Annotated in this window: 8 protein-coding genes; 4 read left to right on the forward strand and 4 right to left on the reverse strand. The window is 69.7% G+C overall.

Annotated features, from left to right (window positions below):
• Window positions 1-4: 4 nt before the first annotated feature.
• Both OEJ37_RS32480 and OEJ37_RS32485 read right to left on the reverse strand, forming a co-directional pair.
• Window positions 5-1,693: an ABC transporter permease gene (locus OEJ37_RS32480; protein WP_263349090.1), complete on the reverse strand. Its 1,689-nt coding sequence runs from the start codon at window positions 1,691-1,693 to the stop codon at window positions 5-7.
• Window positions 1,683-2,726 (reverse strand): Fe(3+) ABC transporter substrate-binding protein, encoded by a 1,044-nt coding sequence (locus tag OEJ37_RS32485; protein WP_263349093.1) that lies wholly within the window; start codon window positions 2,724-2,726, stop codon window positions 1,683-1,685. The genes OEJ37_RS32480 and OEJ37_RS32485 overlap by 11 nt, the downstream gene beginning before the upstream one ends.
• Window positions 2,727-2,956: 230 nt before the next feature.
• Here OEJ37_RS32485 and OEJ37_RS32490 point away from each other — a divergent pair, with 230 nt between their 5' ends.
• Window positions 2,957-3,118 carry a hypothetical protein gene (locus tag OEJ37_RS32490; RefSeq protein WP_152855287.1) on the forward strand — a complete coding sequence of 54 codons (162 nt, stop codon included), beginning with the start codon at window positions 2,957-2,959 and terminating at the stop codon, window positions 3,116-3,118.
• A gap of 150 nt (window positions 3,119-3,268) precedes the next feature.
• On the opposite strand, the gene OEJ37_RS32495 is transcribed toward OEJ37_RS32490, so the two are convergent.
• The gene (locus OEJ37_RS32495) at window positions 3,269-4,636 is read right to left on the reverse strand and encodes an amino acid permease (protein WP_263349098.1); all 1,368 of its coding nucleotides are present in this window, start codon (window positions 4,634-4,636) and stop codon (window positions 3,269-3,271) included.
• Between the two features lie 294 nt (window positions 4,637-4,930).
• Window positions 4,931-7,222, reverse strand: a complete 2,292-nt coding sequence (locus OEJ37_RS32500) for an FUSC family protein (RefSeq protein WP_174421299.1) — start codon at window positions 7,220-7,222, stop codon at window positions 4,931-4,933.
• Window positions 7,223-7,405: 183 nt separating this feature from the next.
• Between OEJ37_RS32500 and recC the strand changes: the two genes are divergently transcribed.
• The 3 genes from recC to OEJ37_RS32515 all read left to right on the forward strand — a co-directional run.
• On the forward strand, window positions 7,406-10,744 hold the full coding sequence (gene recC, locus OEJ37_RS32505) for an exodeoxyribonuclease V subunit gamma (protein WP_263349101.1): 3,339 nt from the start codon (window positions 7,406-7,408) through the stop codon (window positions 10,742-10,744).
• The gene (gene recB / locus OEJ37_RS32510) at window positions 10,741-14,451 is read left to right on the forward strand and encodes an exodeoxyribonuclease V subunit beta (protein WP_263349104.1); all 3,711 of its coding nucleotides are present in this window, start codon (window positions 10,741-10,743) and stop codon (window positions 14,449-14,451) included. Before recC ends, recB begins: the two co-directional genes overlap by 4 nt.
• The coding region (locus OEJ37_RS32515; RefSeq protein WP_263349107.1) for a hypothetical protein at window positions 14,448-14,657 on the forward strand (210 nt) is incomplete at its 3' end. The genes recB and OEJ37_RS32515, both read left to right, overlap by 4 nt.

Raw genomic sequence — 14,657 nt, forward strand, 5'->3', positions numbered from 1 at the left:
GGTATCAGGCTCCGATCTTGTGGCGGGTGCGGGCGAGCAGGATCACGGGCACGAGCCCGGCCAGCACGATCGCGAGCGCGGCGACCGCGCCTTCCTCATAGGTGCCGCGCGCGGCTTCCGCATACAGCCAGGTCGCGAGCGTGTCGAAATTCAGCGGACGCAGCAGCAGCGTCGCCGGCAGTTCCTTCATCGCGTCGACGAACACCAGCAGCGCGCTCGTCGTGAGCGCGGGCCGCAGCAGCGGCAGGTGCACGCGGCGCAGCGTGCCGCCGGCCGTCTCGCCGAGCGAGCGCGATGCCTGTTCGAGCGACGGCGGAATGCGCGCGAGGCCGGCCTCGATGCTGCCGGCCGGAATCGCGAGAAAGCGCACTGTGTACGCGATCACGAGTGCGGCTGCCGAGCCCATCAGCATCAGTCCGTCGCGGCCGAGCATCGCGCCGATCAGCCGGTCGGCCGCCGCGAACGGGATCAGCAGGCCGATAGCGAGCACGGTGCCCGGCACCGCGTAGCCGAGGCTCGCGATCCGCGCGCACACGCGGGCAGGGCCGGCGCGGGCGCTGTCGCGTTGCGCGCGCGCGGCCCATGCGACGACGAGCCCGCAAGCGAGCGTCGCGGCGGTCGCGGCGGTGGCGATCGTCAGCGTGTTCGCGAGCCCCGTCATCAACTGCGCGGACACGCCGCCGACGAGATGCAGCCGCTTGCCGGTCTCGACCGCGAGGTACGCGGCCGGCGCGCCGAAGCCGAGCAGCACGGGCAGCCAGCCGAGCACGGCGGCGCCCAACGCGGCCGCGCCCGTCAGGCGGCGCGGCGCGATCGGCCGCATGCGCCGGCCATGCGCGTAGCGCTGGCGGCGGCGTCCGTAGCGTTCGAGCACGATCATGCCGACGACGATCGCGAGCATCGCGAGCGCGATCTGCGCGGCGCCGGCGAGATCGGAACGCGTGATCCACGTCGTGTAGACGGACACGGTCAGCGTCTGCACGCCGAGGAATTCCGACGCGCCGATGTCGTTCAGCGTTTCGAGCAGCGCGAGGCTGACGCCGACCGCGATCGCCGGCCGCGCGAGCGGCACGACGACGCGCCAGAATGTCGCGACGCGTCCCGCGCCGAGCGTGCGCGCGGCTTCGAGCAGGCTCGCGGACTGCGTGACGAACATCGCGCGCGTGCTCAGGTACACATACGGATACAGCACGAAGCCGAGCACGAAGATCGCGCCGGGCAGCGAGCGCAGGTCGGGCAGGCGGAACTGGCGCGGGCTGTCGAAGCCGAGCAGCCCGCGGATCGCGCCCTGGACGGGGCCGATCGGGTGCAGCAGGTCGAGATACGCGAACGCGACGATGTAGGTGGGGACCGCGAGCGGCAGCAGCAGCGCCCACGTCAGCATCCGGCGGCCGGGAAAGTCGTATGCGGTGACGAGCCATGCGCAGCCCGTGCCGACGATCGACACGATCGCGCCGACGCCCGCGAGCAGCAGCAGCGTGTTGACCAGCGCCTGCGGCAGCACGAATTCGGCGAGATGCTGCCAGTGCGCGAGGTCGGCGTCGAACGCGGCGGCCACGAGCACCGCGAGCGGTGCCGCGACCGCCGCGGCGATCGCCAGCGCCGCGAGCAGCCACAAGCTGCCCGCGCGCGGCCGCAGGCGCGGCCGGTACGGCTGGCGGCGCGCGCCGGCGGGCGATGCGTCAGTTGTCAAAGCCGACCTTGTCGACGAGCTGGCTCGCCTGCTTGCGATGCTTCGCGATGTCCGCCAGCGGCAGCGAATCGACCTTCAGCGTGCCGAAGCTCGCGATCACCGGATCGAGTTTCACGTTCGCGCGCACCGGGTATTCGTAGTTCGCCTGCGCATACAGCGCCTGTGCTTCCGGCGACACGAGGTATTCGAGCAGCTTCACCGCGTTGGCCTTGTGCGGCGCGTGCTTCGCGACCGTCGCGCCGCTGATGTTCACGTGCGTGCCACCGCTCTTCGCGTTCGCGAACGTCGGCCGCACGACCTTGATCGCGTCGCCCCACTTGCGCGCGTCGGTGCCCGGCTCGGCATTCTTCATGTGACCGACGTAGTACGCGTTCGCAAGACCGACGTCGCAGATGCCGCCGAGGATGTCGCGCGCGACATCGCGGTCGCCGCCCGTCGCCTTGCGCGCGAGGTTCGCCTTCACGCCGCGCAGCCATTTCTCGGTTGCGGCTTCGCCGTCGTGCGCGATCATCGCGGCGACGAGCGCCGTGTTGTACGGATGCTGGCCCGAGCGGATGCAGACCTTGCCCTTCCATTTCGGATCGGCGAGATCCTCGTAGCGGAACGCATCGACCTTCAGGTCCTTTTCGACGTACAGCACGCGGTCGCGCAGCGACAGTGCGTACCAGTCGCCGTTCGCGCCGCGCAGGTTCGCGGGAATCGCATCGTCGAGCGCCTTCGAGCGCACCGGCTGCGTGAGCCCGCCGTCGACGAGATCGAGCAGGTTGCCGACGTCGACCGTCATCAGCACGTCGGCCGGCGACTGCGCGCCTTCGGCCTTCACGCGCTCGAGCAGGCCGTCCTTCACGAACACCGTGTTGACCTTGACGCCGCTCTGTTTCGTGAACGCGTCGATGAGCGGCTGGATTAGCTTCGGCTCGCGGGTGGTGTACAGGCTCACTTCCTCGGCCGCATGGGCCAGCGGCGCGAATGCGGCCGCGGCAAGGGCGAGGGCGCCGGCAAGCGGCAGCAGGCGGGTGCGCGGATTCGACATGAAGACTCCGGTGGGGCAGGTGGACGAGGGAGCGTTCCGGGGCGCGCCTGCCGCCCGAGCGATCCGGAACATTACGGAATGAAAGACTCCGGATTCTAGATCGAAATGGGAACGATTATCAAATGAAAGCTTGCGGCGAGCGGGGAGGCGGATCGGAAACGAGACGTCGCGGCGGTGGCGCAAGCGCGTAGAATGCCCGCTTCGACGAATTTGACGGAATTGCCCCGACCATGAACGATCAGCGCAAGAAGAACCCTGTCCGCAACGTGAGCATCCTGATCGTCGTGGCCGTGCTGCTCGTGATCGGGACGATCCTGTACAACGCGATTTCGCAGAAGCGCGCGTACGACGAGGCCCATCCGGCCGAGGCCGCGAGCACGGCATCGCACTGACGTGCCGGTAAGCGGCCCGGTCGGGCCGCGTACGTCCGTGCAATGCTGAAGGGGGAGGCCCGCGGCTTCCGGCTCGGCAGGTGCCGCGCGGAGCAAGGGAAAGAAGCGGGCGCCGAAACCGGCGCGCCGCGTAGATTGGTCAGCCGTGCGTCAACGTGACGCAGGTGCGAACTTCGGGCGGATTCGTACGTAGAACAGGGCCGCGAGCAGCGCGAGCCACGCCGCGCCGACATACAGTGCGACGCGCGTATCCTCGAACCAGCCGAGCATCACGATCACGAAACCCATGAACGCGATCGTCAGTGCCGGCGCCACCGGCCACAGCGGCACCTTGAACTTCAGCGCCGCGACTTCGGCGTTCGACAGCCGGCGGCGCATCGCGACCTGCGACAGCAGGATCATCAGCCACACCCACACCGTTGCGAACGTCGCGATCGCCGCGACCATCAGGAACACGTCCTTCGGCATCAGGAAGTTGAGCAGCACGCCGATCAGCAACGCGCCGGCCATCACGAGCACCGTGACCCACGGCACGCCGTGCCGCGACGTCGTCATCAGCACGCGCGGCGCCTGGCCCTGCCGCGCCATCCCGAACATCATCCGGCCCGCGCCGAAGATATCGCTGTTGATCGCCGAGATCGCCGCGCTGATCACGACCAGGTTGAGGATCGTCGCGGCCGACTTCACGCCGAGCGCCGAGAAGATCTGCACGAACGGGCTGCCGCCGTTGCCGACGCCCGTCCACGGGCTGATCGACATCAGCACGACCATCGTCAGTACATAGAACAGCAGGATGCGCGCGGGCACCGCGTTGATCGCGCGCGGAATCACGCGTTCCGGATCCTTCGCCTCGCCGGCGCTCATCCCGATCACCTCGATTCCGCCGTACGCGAAGATCACGACCGACAGCGACGCGATCAGCCCGCCTATGCCGTTCGGCAAGAAGCCGCCGTGGTTCCACAGGTTCGCGAACGTCGGCACGTCGGCCGAATGGCCAAAGTGCATGCCGGTCAGCAGGATCGCGACGCCGCCGCCGATCATCGCGACGATCGCGCCGACCTTGATGATCGACAGCCAGAACTCGAGCTCGCCGAACACCTTCACATGGCACAGGTTCAGCCCGCAAATGATCGCGACGACCCCGAGCACCCAGATCCATTGCGGGACATCCGGAAACCAGAAGCCCATGTAGATGCCGAACGCGGTGATGTCGGCGATCGCGACGATCACCATCTCGAGCGTGTAGGTCCAGCCCGTGACGAATCCCGCGAACGGGCCGAGGTTCTCGGTCGCGTAGTGGCCGAACGAGCCGGCGACGGGTTCGCGCACGGCCATCTCGCCGAGCGCGCGCATCACCATGTAGACGGCCGCGCCGCCGAGGATGTACGCCAGGATCACGGCCGGGCCCGCGAGCTGGATCGCGGACGCCGAACCGTAGAACAGGCCCGTGCCGATCGCCGAGCCCAGCGCGAGAAAGCGGATGTGCCGCGCGCTCAGGTGGCGCTGCAAGTTTTTCATCGAGTCTCCGATATCGTTATGCGACGGACCGGGCGAGCGGGACCGGTCCGATTGGCTTAAGTTGTATATACAACTTGAATGTGAACGAATGATAACAAGTCGGGCCGGGTGACCGGAATCGGGTATTCCCTGACTGGTGCGACGAGCGGAATAGCGCGTGGGGCGGTCGCGCGACGGATGCGCGGGCCGCGTGGAGCGGGCGGGTCATGCTTCGGGGGTTTGTTGAATCGGGGAACGCCGCGGCCGGGCCGCGTCGTGCACGGGCCGGCCACCGGCGGGAACGGTCGGGCAGGGTCAGGCAGGCAGGCGGATCACGCTCGCGTCCTTGCGGATCAGCAGCGACGACGCAAGCATCTGCTTGCACTGGTGCGCAAGCACCTTCAGGTCGTGCGTGAGCTCGGCGCCGACCGCGTCGGATTTTTCCGCCGACACGACCATCGCGTCGAGATCGCGCGTGATCTGTTTCGACGCTTCGAGCTGATGGGCAGGCGGCGGCTCGCCGGCCTCGGCCTTCTCGAGATTGTCGAGCACGGCCGCGAGGCCGCGCTGCAGCGCGTCGTCGTGGACGAGGTCGCCGTCGACCGAGCATGCGTTGCGGATCAGCGGCGCGGCGGCCGTGATCTGCGCGCCGAGCACGTGCGTCTGCACGAGCAGGTCGTTCAGCTCGGGCACGAAGCGCTGGTGCGCCTTCGGCTCGATCATCATCCGCTGGAACGCCTGCCCGAGGTTCGCGAATGCGATATGCACGTCCTTGCGTGCGAGGCGGTAGCGGTAGTCGTCGTCGAGGCTCGTGGCCGGCGTCTCGACCGCGGCGGCGATGACCGGCACCACGGCCGCGCCGTCGGCGGTGGGCACGGGCGGCGACGACGCACCGCGCCCGACGCGCCACACGGCCTCGAAATACTTGCGGGTCGCCGTGAGCATGTCGGCGACCTGCTTGCCCATCAGCCGGTATTCCCAGTACGGGAACAGCCGGCTCGCGGCGATCGCGATCATGCAGCCGACCACGGTGTCGATCGCGCGCTCGCCGATGATCCGCATGCTGCCCGGCGCGAGCAGGTGGAACATCAGCAGCACGTACGACGACGTGAATACGACGCTCGCCGCGTAGTTGAACAGCAGCAGGCTGTAGCTCATCACCATCGACCCGAACATGATCGCGATCAGCAGGTGCGGCTCCTTCACCGTGTAGATCAGCGCGATGCTCGCCGCGCAGCCGATCAGCGTGCCGACGATACGCTGCGCGTTGCGCTGCTTGGTCAGCGAATAGCCGGGCTTCAGGATGATGATGGTCGTCATCACGATCCAGTACGCGTTCGTGAGCGGCAGCAGCCGGCCGAGCCAGAAGCCGACCGCCACCGCGATCGTCACGCGCAGCGCGTGGCGCAAGCTCGGCGAGCTCATGTTCAGGTTCGAGAAGATCAGCAGCGGCGACATCCGGCGGCGCTGCAGGAAGCGCGTGAGTGCCTTGTCGATCTTCAGTTCGGTTTGCTGCGGATCGGCGTGGCCCGACAGGTTGCGGCGCATCCGTTCGATCAGGCGCGTCGCGCTCCAGATGCGCCGGAACGTCGCGAGCACGGCCGCATACGCTTCCGCGTTGGTGGCCGCGAAGTTCTTCTTGCGCATCAGCTCGATCTCGTACTCGATCGCGCGCAGTTCGGCCTTCACGCTGATCCGCGAATGCGGCGCGCGGTTCTCGAGCACCGCGAGGCCGATCTCCTCGAGATCGGCGGCCGCCTTGCCGATCAGGTCGCGGTAGAAAATGATCAGATCGGAGCCGCCGAACGTGTTGCGCACGAGCGGGTAGTCGGTGTGCGCGCCGACGAACAGCTCGTGCAGGTCGACGCTGTTGATGAACAGGTTGTACATCGTCGTGCGGCCGGGATCGAGCTTGCCGCGCCGCAGCTTCGGCAGGTTGCGCAGCACGATGTCGCGCGCGGTTTCCTGCGTTTCGACCGCGGTGATCTGCCGGGCGACGAGATTGCGGTAGCACTCGTCGAGATCGGCATCGAGATCGTAGAACTGCGCGCGCGCGAGCAGGTAGTCGGCGCACGCGAACAGGCTCTCGGCCAGCGCCTGCTGCTCGATCCGGCGCGCCTGCCATCGCGACACGAGCGTGGCCCAGTACGTATACCAGAGGCCGCCCGCGAGAATCCAGCCGGCGTTGACGAACGCCTGCAGCGGCGTGAATTTCTCCTCGAGCGTCATCACCATCATGAACAGCGTCGCGAAGCTGATCTGCGGCCAGCGGTTGCCGTAGACGACGATCAGCGACAGCACGAACGTGAGCGGCACGATCGTGAGCCACAGCGCGAAGATGTTCGGTGTCGCCAGGCCGGTGGCGAGCGCGGCGAGGAAGCCGATCACGCTGCACGCGAGCATTTCGTTGTGCTTGTACTTGAGCGGGCCCGGCATGTCGACGACGCATGCGCCGAGCGCGCCCGTCGAGATCGTGAAGCCGAGCTCCCGGTTGTGAAACACGATCAGGCACAGCACGGCCGGCAGCGAGACGCCGACCGCGATCCGCAGGCCGCCGAAAAAGTACTGGCTGTAGAAAAACTTTCTGATTTCGACCGAATAGCGCATCGATGGGCTGAATGGCAGACGAAGAGGCCCGGGGGCGGCGTATTTGACTGGCGACGAGTCTATCGTATTTCGCGGTCCGTAAAACCTGGCTTTCCGGCCGAGGTTCGCGGCGGCGGCCCATTTGCTATCCTTGGGGACCCTGTTCGCCCGGCTCGGCCGGCGCGAGGTTCCGACGCCCGCCTCATGCTCCATCTCTTCTATTCGAATCGTCACGAAACGCTGGCCGATGCGCTGCTCGAGGATCTGGCCGCGTTTCCGGCCCGCAACGGCCCGTGGGCGCCGCAGCAGGTCATCGTGCCGAGCGCGGCGCTGCGCCGCCGTCTCGAGCTCGACATCGCCGCGCGCAACGGCGTGTGCGCGAACGTCGAGTTCACCTATCTCGCGCAATGGCTGTGGGAGCAGATCGGCCGCGTGATGGAGGTGCCCAAGCGTTCGCCGTTCGCGCCCGACCGTCTCGTGTGGCGCTGCTACCGGCTGTTCGCGCAAGCGGCCGACAGCGCGCCGTGGCTCGCGTCGCCGCGGCTTGCCGCGTATCTGTCCGCCTCCGACGATGCGATGCGCTACGAGCTCGCGCATCGCGTCGCGGCCGTGCTCGATCATTACCTGACCTATCGCCCCGAATGGCTGGCCGCGTGGCAGGCCGGCGAGTCGGTGCTCGCGGGCGACGCCGCGCCGCGCGGGATCAGCGACGCCGCGCGCGACGACGAGCGCTGGCAGGCCGCGCTGTGGCGCGCGCTGCTCGCGGAACTGAGCGACAGCGGCACGCCGCCCGCGCACCGCTTCCTGGTCGAAGCGCGCCATCTCGATGCCGATGCGGTCGCGCGCGTCGACTGGCCGGAATCGGTCAGCGTGTTCGCACTACCGACGATGCCGCCGCTGCACGTCGCGCTGCTGCGCGAGCTGTCGCGCTGGATCGACGTGCGCGTCTACGCGCTGAACCCGTGCCGCGAATTCTGGTTCGACATCGTGACCGCCGCGCATGCCGAGGCGCTCGATGCGGCCGGCCGGCTCGACTACCAGGAAGTCGGCCATCCGCTGCTCGCCGAGTGGGGCCGGCAGACGCAGGCGCAACTGCACATGCTGCATGAGCTGACTGAAAGCGCCGCGTCGGGCGATGCGTCGCGTTTCGTCGAGAATCCCGCGCCGACGTGGCTCGCACGCGTGCAGAACGCGATCCTCGAACTGCAGCCGGAGGCCGAAGCCGGAGATGCGCCGGCCGAGCGCGGGATCGAGGTGCATGTGTGCCACAGCCTCGCGCGCCAGCTCGAGGTGCTGCACGACCGGCTGCTCGCGTGGTTCGACGCGGACGCGAGCCTGCAGCCGTCCGACGTGCTCGTCGCGGTGGCCGACCTCGCGGCGGCCGGGCCGCTGATCGATGCCGTGTTCGGCACGGCCGGCGCCGGCGGCGCGCGCGTGCCTTACCGGATCACCGGCCTGCCGCCGTCGCAGGCGAACCCGGTCGCGCGCGTGCTGCTCGACTGGCTCGCGTTGCCGGAGCGGCAGGTCGGCGCGCCGGAGCTGGTCGAGTGGCTGCGCGTCGACGCGGTGGCTGCGCGCTACGGCATCGATGCGGCCGCGCTCGAGACGGTGCAGACCTGGCTCGCGGCCGCCGGCGCGCGGCGCGGGCTATCGCCGCTCGCGAGTGACGACGCGGCCGTGCCTGCGCCGCGCCATACGTTCTCCGATGCACTCGCGCGGCTCTTTCTCGGTTATGCGATGCCCGAAGGCGCGGCGCCGGTCGGCGCGTGGCTGCCGATCGAGGCGGCCACGGGCAGCGAGGCCGAGCTGCTCGGCCGGCTCGCGCGCTTTACCGACGATCTCGATGGCTTTGCGCGGCGGCTTGCCGAATCGCACACGCCGCGTGGCTGGAGCGAACTGTTCGCCGACACGCTCGCGCGTTTCTTCGATTCGGGCGCCGCGTATGCGGACGCGCTCGCGGGCGTGCGCGACGCGCTCGACGCGATGCTGGCCGCGATGACGGAGGGCGCGCCCGACGAAGCGCTGCCGGCGGCCGTCGTCCGCGCGGGGCTTGCCGCGGCACTCGACGATCCGGCGCGCGGCGGGGTGCCGTGGGGCGGCGTCACGTTCTCGTCGCTGACGAGCCTGCGCGGCCTGCCGTACCGCGTCGTCTGCCTGCTCGGGATGGACGACGGCGTGCTGCCGAGCCTCGCACGTGCGGACGAATTCGACCTGATGGCCGTGTTGCCGAAGCTCGGCGACCGGCAGCGCCGCGACGACGAGCGCAACCTGTTTCTCGATCTGCTGCTCGCCGCACGCGACCGGTTGCTGATCGCGTACACGGGCCGCAGCATCCGCGACAACGCGCCGTTGCCGCCGGCGGCACTCGTCGACGAACTGCTCGACCATCTCGCGATCGTCACGGCCGGGCCCGACGCCGCGCCGGACGCGGTCGATGCCGCGCGGCGCGCGTTCATCGTCGAGCATCCGCTGCAACCGTTCGCGGCCGCGTATTTCCAGCCCGACAGCGGGCTCGTTTCCTATGACGCCGAGCGTGCGGCGCTCGCGTCGCTGCTGGCCGCCGATGCGTCGCGCGACGACCAGCGCGAACCGCCGTTCTTCGCGCAGCCGCTGCCGGCCGAACCGGTCGAACCCGTCGCGTTCAGCGAATTCGAACGGTTCTGGCGGCATCCCGCGCGTGCGCTGCTGCGCGCACGGCTCGGCATCGTGCTCGCCGACGCGCAGGCCGAACTGCTCGACCGGGAGCCGTTCACGCTCGACTTCACCGGCAGCGACGCGCTCGCCGAACGCGTGCTGCCGCTCCTCATCGAATCGGATGATGGGGCCGCGCACGATCATGCGCTGCGCATCGCCGATGCGAGTCCCGAACTGCCGGGCGGCGCGACGGGCGCAGTGTGGCGCGACCAGGCGCTCGGCTCGATGACGCAGCTTGCGTCGAACGTGCGCCGCGCGCTGGCCGACGGCATCGAACGGCGGCCGTTTTCGCTCGTCATCGCGCCTGCGTGGCCCGACACGGAACAGGCGCTGTTCGGCGCCGACGACGCGATGCTGTCGGGCGATGCGGTGAGCGCGCCGCTCGAACTGCACGGCACGCTGAACCGGCTCACGCCGGCCGGGCAGATCATCTACCGCTATGCGCGGCCGAGTGCGCGCGACTACCTGTCCGCGTGGCTTGCGCATCTCGTCTACTGCGCGGTCGAGCCGGGCGGCCCGCGCCGTACGCTGTGGTTCGGCAGCGGCGGCGCGTTCGAACTCACGCCGATCGCGGCGCCGCTCGAGCGGCTCGCGCCGCTTGCCGCGCTGTTTCGCGCAGGGCGGCGCATGCCGCTGCGTTTTTTCCCGCGCAGTGCGTGGGCGAGGGTGTCCGACGGCGAAGCCAAGGCCGCGAGCGTCTGGATCAACGAGCGCGTCGTGAGCGAAGCCGACGACCCGGCCATCGCGATCGCATGGCGCGGCGCGCATGCATCGCTCGACGAACCATTCGGCACGCTCGCGCGGCTCGTGTTCGAGCCGCTCGTCGAACATCTGAAGGAGGTCGCATGAGCGCCGTGTCGCAGCCGCAGCCGGCGCTCGAACTCGACGTGTTCGCGTGCCCGCTCGACGGCGTCAACCAGATCGAGGCATCGGCCGGCACCGGCAAGACCTGGAACATCTGCGCGCTGTATGTGCGCTTGCTGCTCGAAAAGGATCTCGGCGCGGACGAAATCCTCGTCGTGACCTTCACGAAGGCGGCAACGGCCGAGCTGCACGAGCGGATTCGCGGCCGGCTCGCGCAGCTCGCGCACGTGCTTGATACGGGCGACGACGGCGGCGATCCGTTCATCGCGCGCCTGCTCGAAACCACGCTCGGCGAAGACGGCGCGCTCGATCCCGAGACGGCCGCGAAGCGGATCCGGCGCGCGCTGCGCGCGTTCGACCAGGCCGCGATCCATACGATCCACGCGTTCTGCCAGCGCGCGTTGCAGGAAGCGCCGTTCGCGGCCGCGATGCCGTTCGCGTTCGACATGGAGGCCGACGACGCATCGCTGCGCTTCGAACTCGCGGCGGACTTCTGGCGCACGCGCGTCGAACCGGCGGCCGCACGCTGGCCGGGCTTCGCGACCTGGCTCGTCGAATCGGGCGCCGGCCCGGCCGCGCTCGATGCGCAACTCGCGCGCCGGCTGAAGAAGCCGCTCGCCGCGCTGCGCTGGGACGGGGTGACCGAGCCGGACGAATCGGCCGAGGCCGCCGCGGCCGAATGCTTCGCGGAGGCGGCGCGGATGTGGGCGGCCGAGCGCGACGCGATCGATACGTTGCTGCGCACCGCGCAGCCCGCGCTCAACCAGCGCTCGCACAAGCCCGACGCGGTTGCCGATGCGCTCGCCGCTTGGGCCGCGCATTTCGCGCAGGGCGACGCGACGGCCGCGCTGCCGAAGGCCGCGCTGAAGCTCACGCGCAGCGCGCTTGTGAAAGCGACGAAAAAGGGCGGCGCGACGCCCGAACACGCGTTCTTCGACGTGGCGGACGCGCTCGAAGCCGCCGTGGCCGCAGCCGAAGCCGCGCAGCGTGCGCGCTGGCTCGCGCTGATCGCCGAATGGCTCGACATGGCGCCCGGCGAGCTGGCCGAGCGCAAGCGTACGCGGCGGGTCGTGTCGTTCGACGATCTGCTCGCGAACCTGTATCACGCGCTGCATGCGCATCCGTGGCTCGCCGACACGCTGCGTGCGCGCTATCCGGCCGCGCTGATCGACGAGTTCCAGGATACCGACCCGCTGCAGTTCGCGATCTTCAACCGGATCTTCGCGCCGGGCGGGCCGCTCTTCCTCGTCGGCGATCCGAAGCAGGCGATCTACAGCTTCCGCGCGGCCGATCTGCATACCTATCTTGCGGCGCGCGCGAGCGCGAGCGCGTGCTACACGCTGGCGGTCAACCAACGCTCGACGCCCGCGATCGTCGATGCGTGCAACCGCTTCTTCATGTCGAATCCGCGCGCGTTCGTGCTCGACGGGCTCGACTATTACGCGGTGCGTGCCGGCACGCGCGTGCGTGCGCCGTTCGTCGACGAAACCGATCCGGGCCCGGCCGGCGATTTCCGGGTGTGGGCGCTGCCGGGCGGCGAAGGCACGCTGCTCAAGCGCGACGCGCAGGCGCAGGCCGCCCAGGCCTGCGCGGCCGAGATCGCGCGGCTGATGCGCGGTGCGCGCGAAGGGCACGCGCGGCTGGGCGACACGCCGCTGTCGCCGGGCAACATTGCGGTGCTCGTGCAGACGCACCGGCAGGGCAGTCTCGTGAAACGCGTGCTTGCCACATGGGGCATCGGCAGCGTCGAACTGGCGCAGGCATCGGTGTTCTCGACCGGCGACGCCGAGCAACTCGAACGCGTGCTGGCGGCGATCGACGCGCCGGGCGACCTGCGGCGTCTGCGCGCGGCGCTCGCGGCCGACTGGTTCGGCCTCGATGCCGGTGCGCTGTGGCGGATGGAGCAGGGCGACGGCGATGCGTCGCACGAAGCGTCCGCGGTCGACAGTGCCGACGCGATGAGCTGGGTCGAACGTTTCTCGCGGTATCGGCTGTTGTGGCGCGAACGCGGTTTCGCGGTGATGTGGCGCACGTTCACGCGCGAGCTGCGGATCGCCGAGCGGCTGATGGCCGGCGCGGACGGCGAACGCCGCGTGACCGACATCAACCATCTGGCCGAGCTGACGCAAGCGCGTGCCTCCGCGCAGCCGGGCATCGCGCCGACGCTGCGCTGGCTCGCCGCGCAACGGCTCGACGGCGGCGGCGAGGAGGCGCAGTTGCGTCTCGAATCCGATCGCAACCTCGTGCAGATCGTGACCGTGCACAAGTCGAAAGGCCTTGAATACGCGATCGTGTTCTGTCCGTTCCTGAACGACGGCGGGTTGCGCGAGCCGCCTTCGTCCGCGCTGCCCGATGCGCGCGAGTATCACGACGACGCGGGCGACGCCGTGCTGCATTACGGATGCGACGACGAAGCGGCCGCGCACGCGGCACGGCAGGCGATGCGCGAGCAGGCCGCGGAACGCGCGCGGCTCGTCTACGTGGCGCTCACGCGCGCGGTCTATCGCTGCTATGTCGTCGCCGGGCCGTATCTGTCGTCGCGCTCGACGCGCGAAGCGCGGCGCAGCGTGCTCAACTGGCTCGTCGCCGGCGCCGGCCAGTCGTTCGATGCGTGGCTCGACGAGCCGCCCGACGAAGCCGCGCTCGAAGCCGCGTGGCTTGCGCTCGCGGGCGGCCCCGTGAGCGTCGCGCCGCTGCCGGCGCCCGTGCGCCGCGAGCGTCTCGCGGCCGGGCACGACGCATCGCAGACGCTCGCGGCGCGCCATGCGACGCGCGTGCTGCGCGACGCGTGGCGGATGGCGAGCTTCAGTTCGCTGACTGCGTCGATGGCACGCGAGGAGGCCGGCGTCGCGGCCGTGCCCGACGACGAACTGCGGCCCGACCACGATGCGCTTGCCGAGGTGGCGCCGGACGGCGAGTTCATCCTGGCCGATACGGTTGCGCCCGAACCGCCTGACGACGACATCCTCGTGTTTCCGCGCGGCGCGGCGGCGGGCGAGTGCCTGCACCGGCTGTTCGAACTCAGCCGGTTCACGGAGCCCGAATCGTGGCACAAGGCCGCGCTCGGCGCGCTGCACGACCGGCCGGTCGAGGCCGAGCCCGAACTCGCGACGCGCCTGCCGGCGATGATGGCGCGGCTCGTCGACGATGTCGTGCGCACCGAACTCGTGCCGGGCATGCGGCTTGCCGATCTCGATCCCGCGAAGCGGCTCGACGAAATGGGGTTCCTGTTCCCGGCGCCGTCGCTCGACCTGACGGCGCTGCGCCGGCTGCTGGTCGCGCACGGCTACCCGGACGTTGCACTGGAGGCGGGCATGCTCGCCGGATTCATCAAGGGTTTCATCGACATGATCGTCGAACACGACGGCCGCTTCTGGATCGTCGACTGGAAGTCGAACCATCTCGGCACGACGCCGGACGCCTACGGCCCGCGCGCGCTCGACGTCGCGATGGCCGATCACGCGTATCACCTGCAGGCGCTGCTCTATACGGTCGCGCTGCATCGCTACCTGCGCGGGCGGCTGCCCGATTACGACTACGACACGCATATCGCGGGCTACCTGTACCTGTTCGTGCGCGGCGTGCGGCCCGACTGGCGCAGCGGCGGCGAGCCTGCCGGCGTGCATGCGCGGCGGCCCGAACGCGCGCTCGTCGACGCACTCGACCGGATGATGGAAGGGGGCCGCGCATGAATGCGTCCGACGACACGCTCGAATTTACCGGCGGCCTCGTCGCGCGGCTGCCCGAGCCCGCCGATTTCGGCATCGCGCTCGCGGAAGGCTTCGCGCGCCGCATCGGCGACCTCGCGCGGCGCGCCGGCGCGCCGGCCGCGGCCGCGCGCTGGGCCCGTCCCCTATACACATCTCCGAGCCCACGAGACCGTACTAGATCTCGTCTG

The organism is Burkholderia sp. BKH01 (assembly GCF_025685725.1).
In the GTDB taxonomy this organism is placed as follows: domain Bacteria; phylum Pseudomonadota; class Gammaproteobacteria; order Burkholderiales; family Burkholderiaceae; genus Burkholderia; species Burkholderia pyrrocinia_C.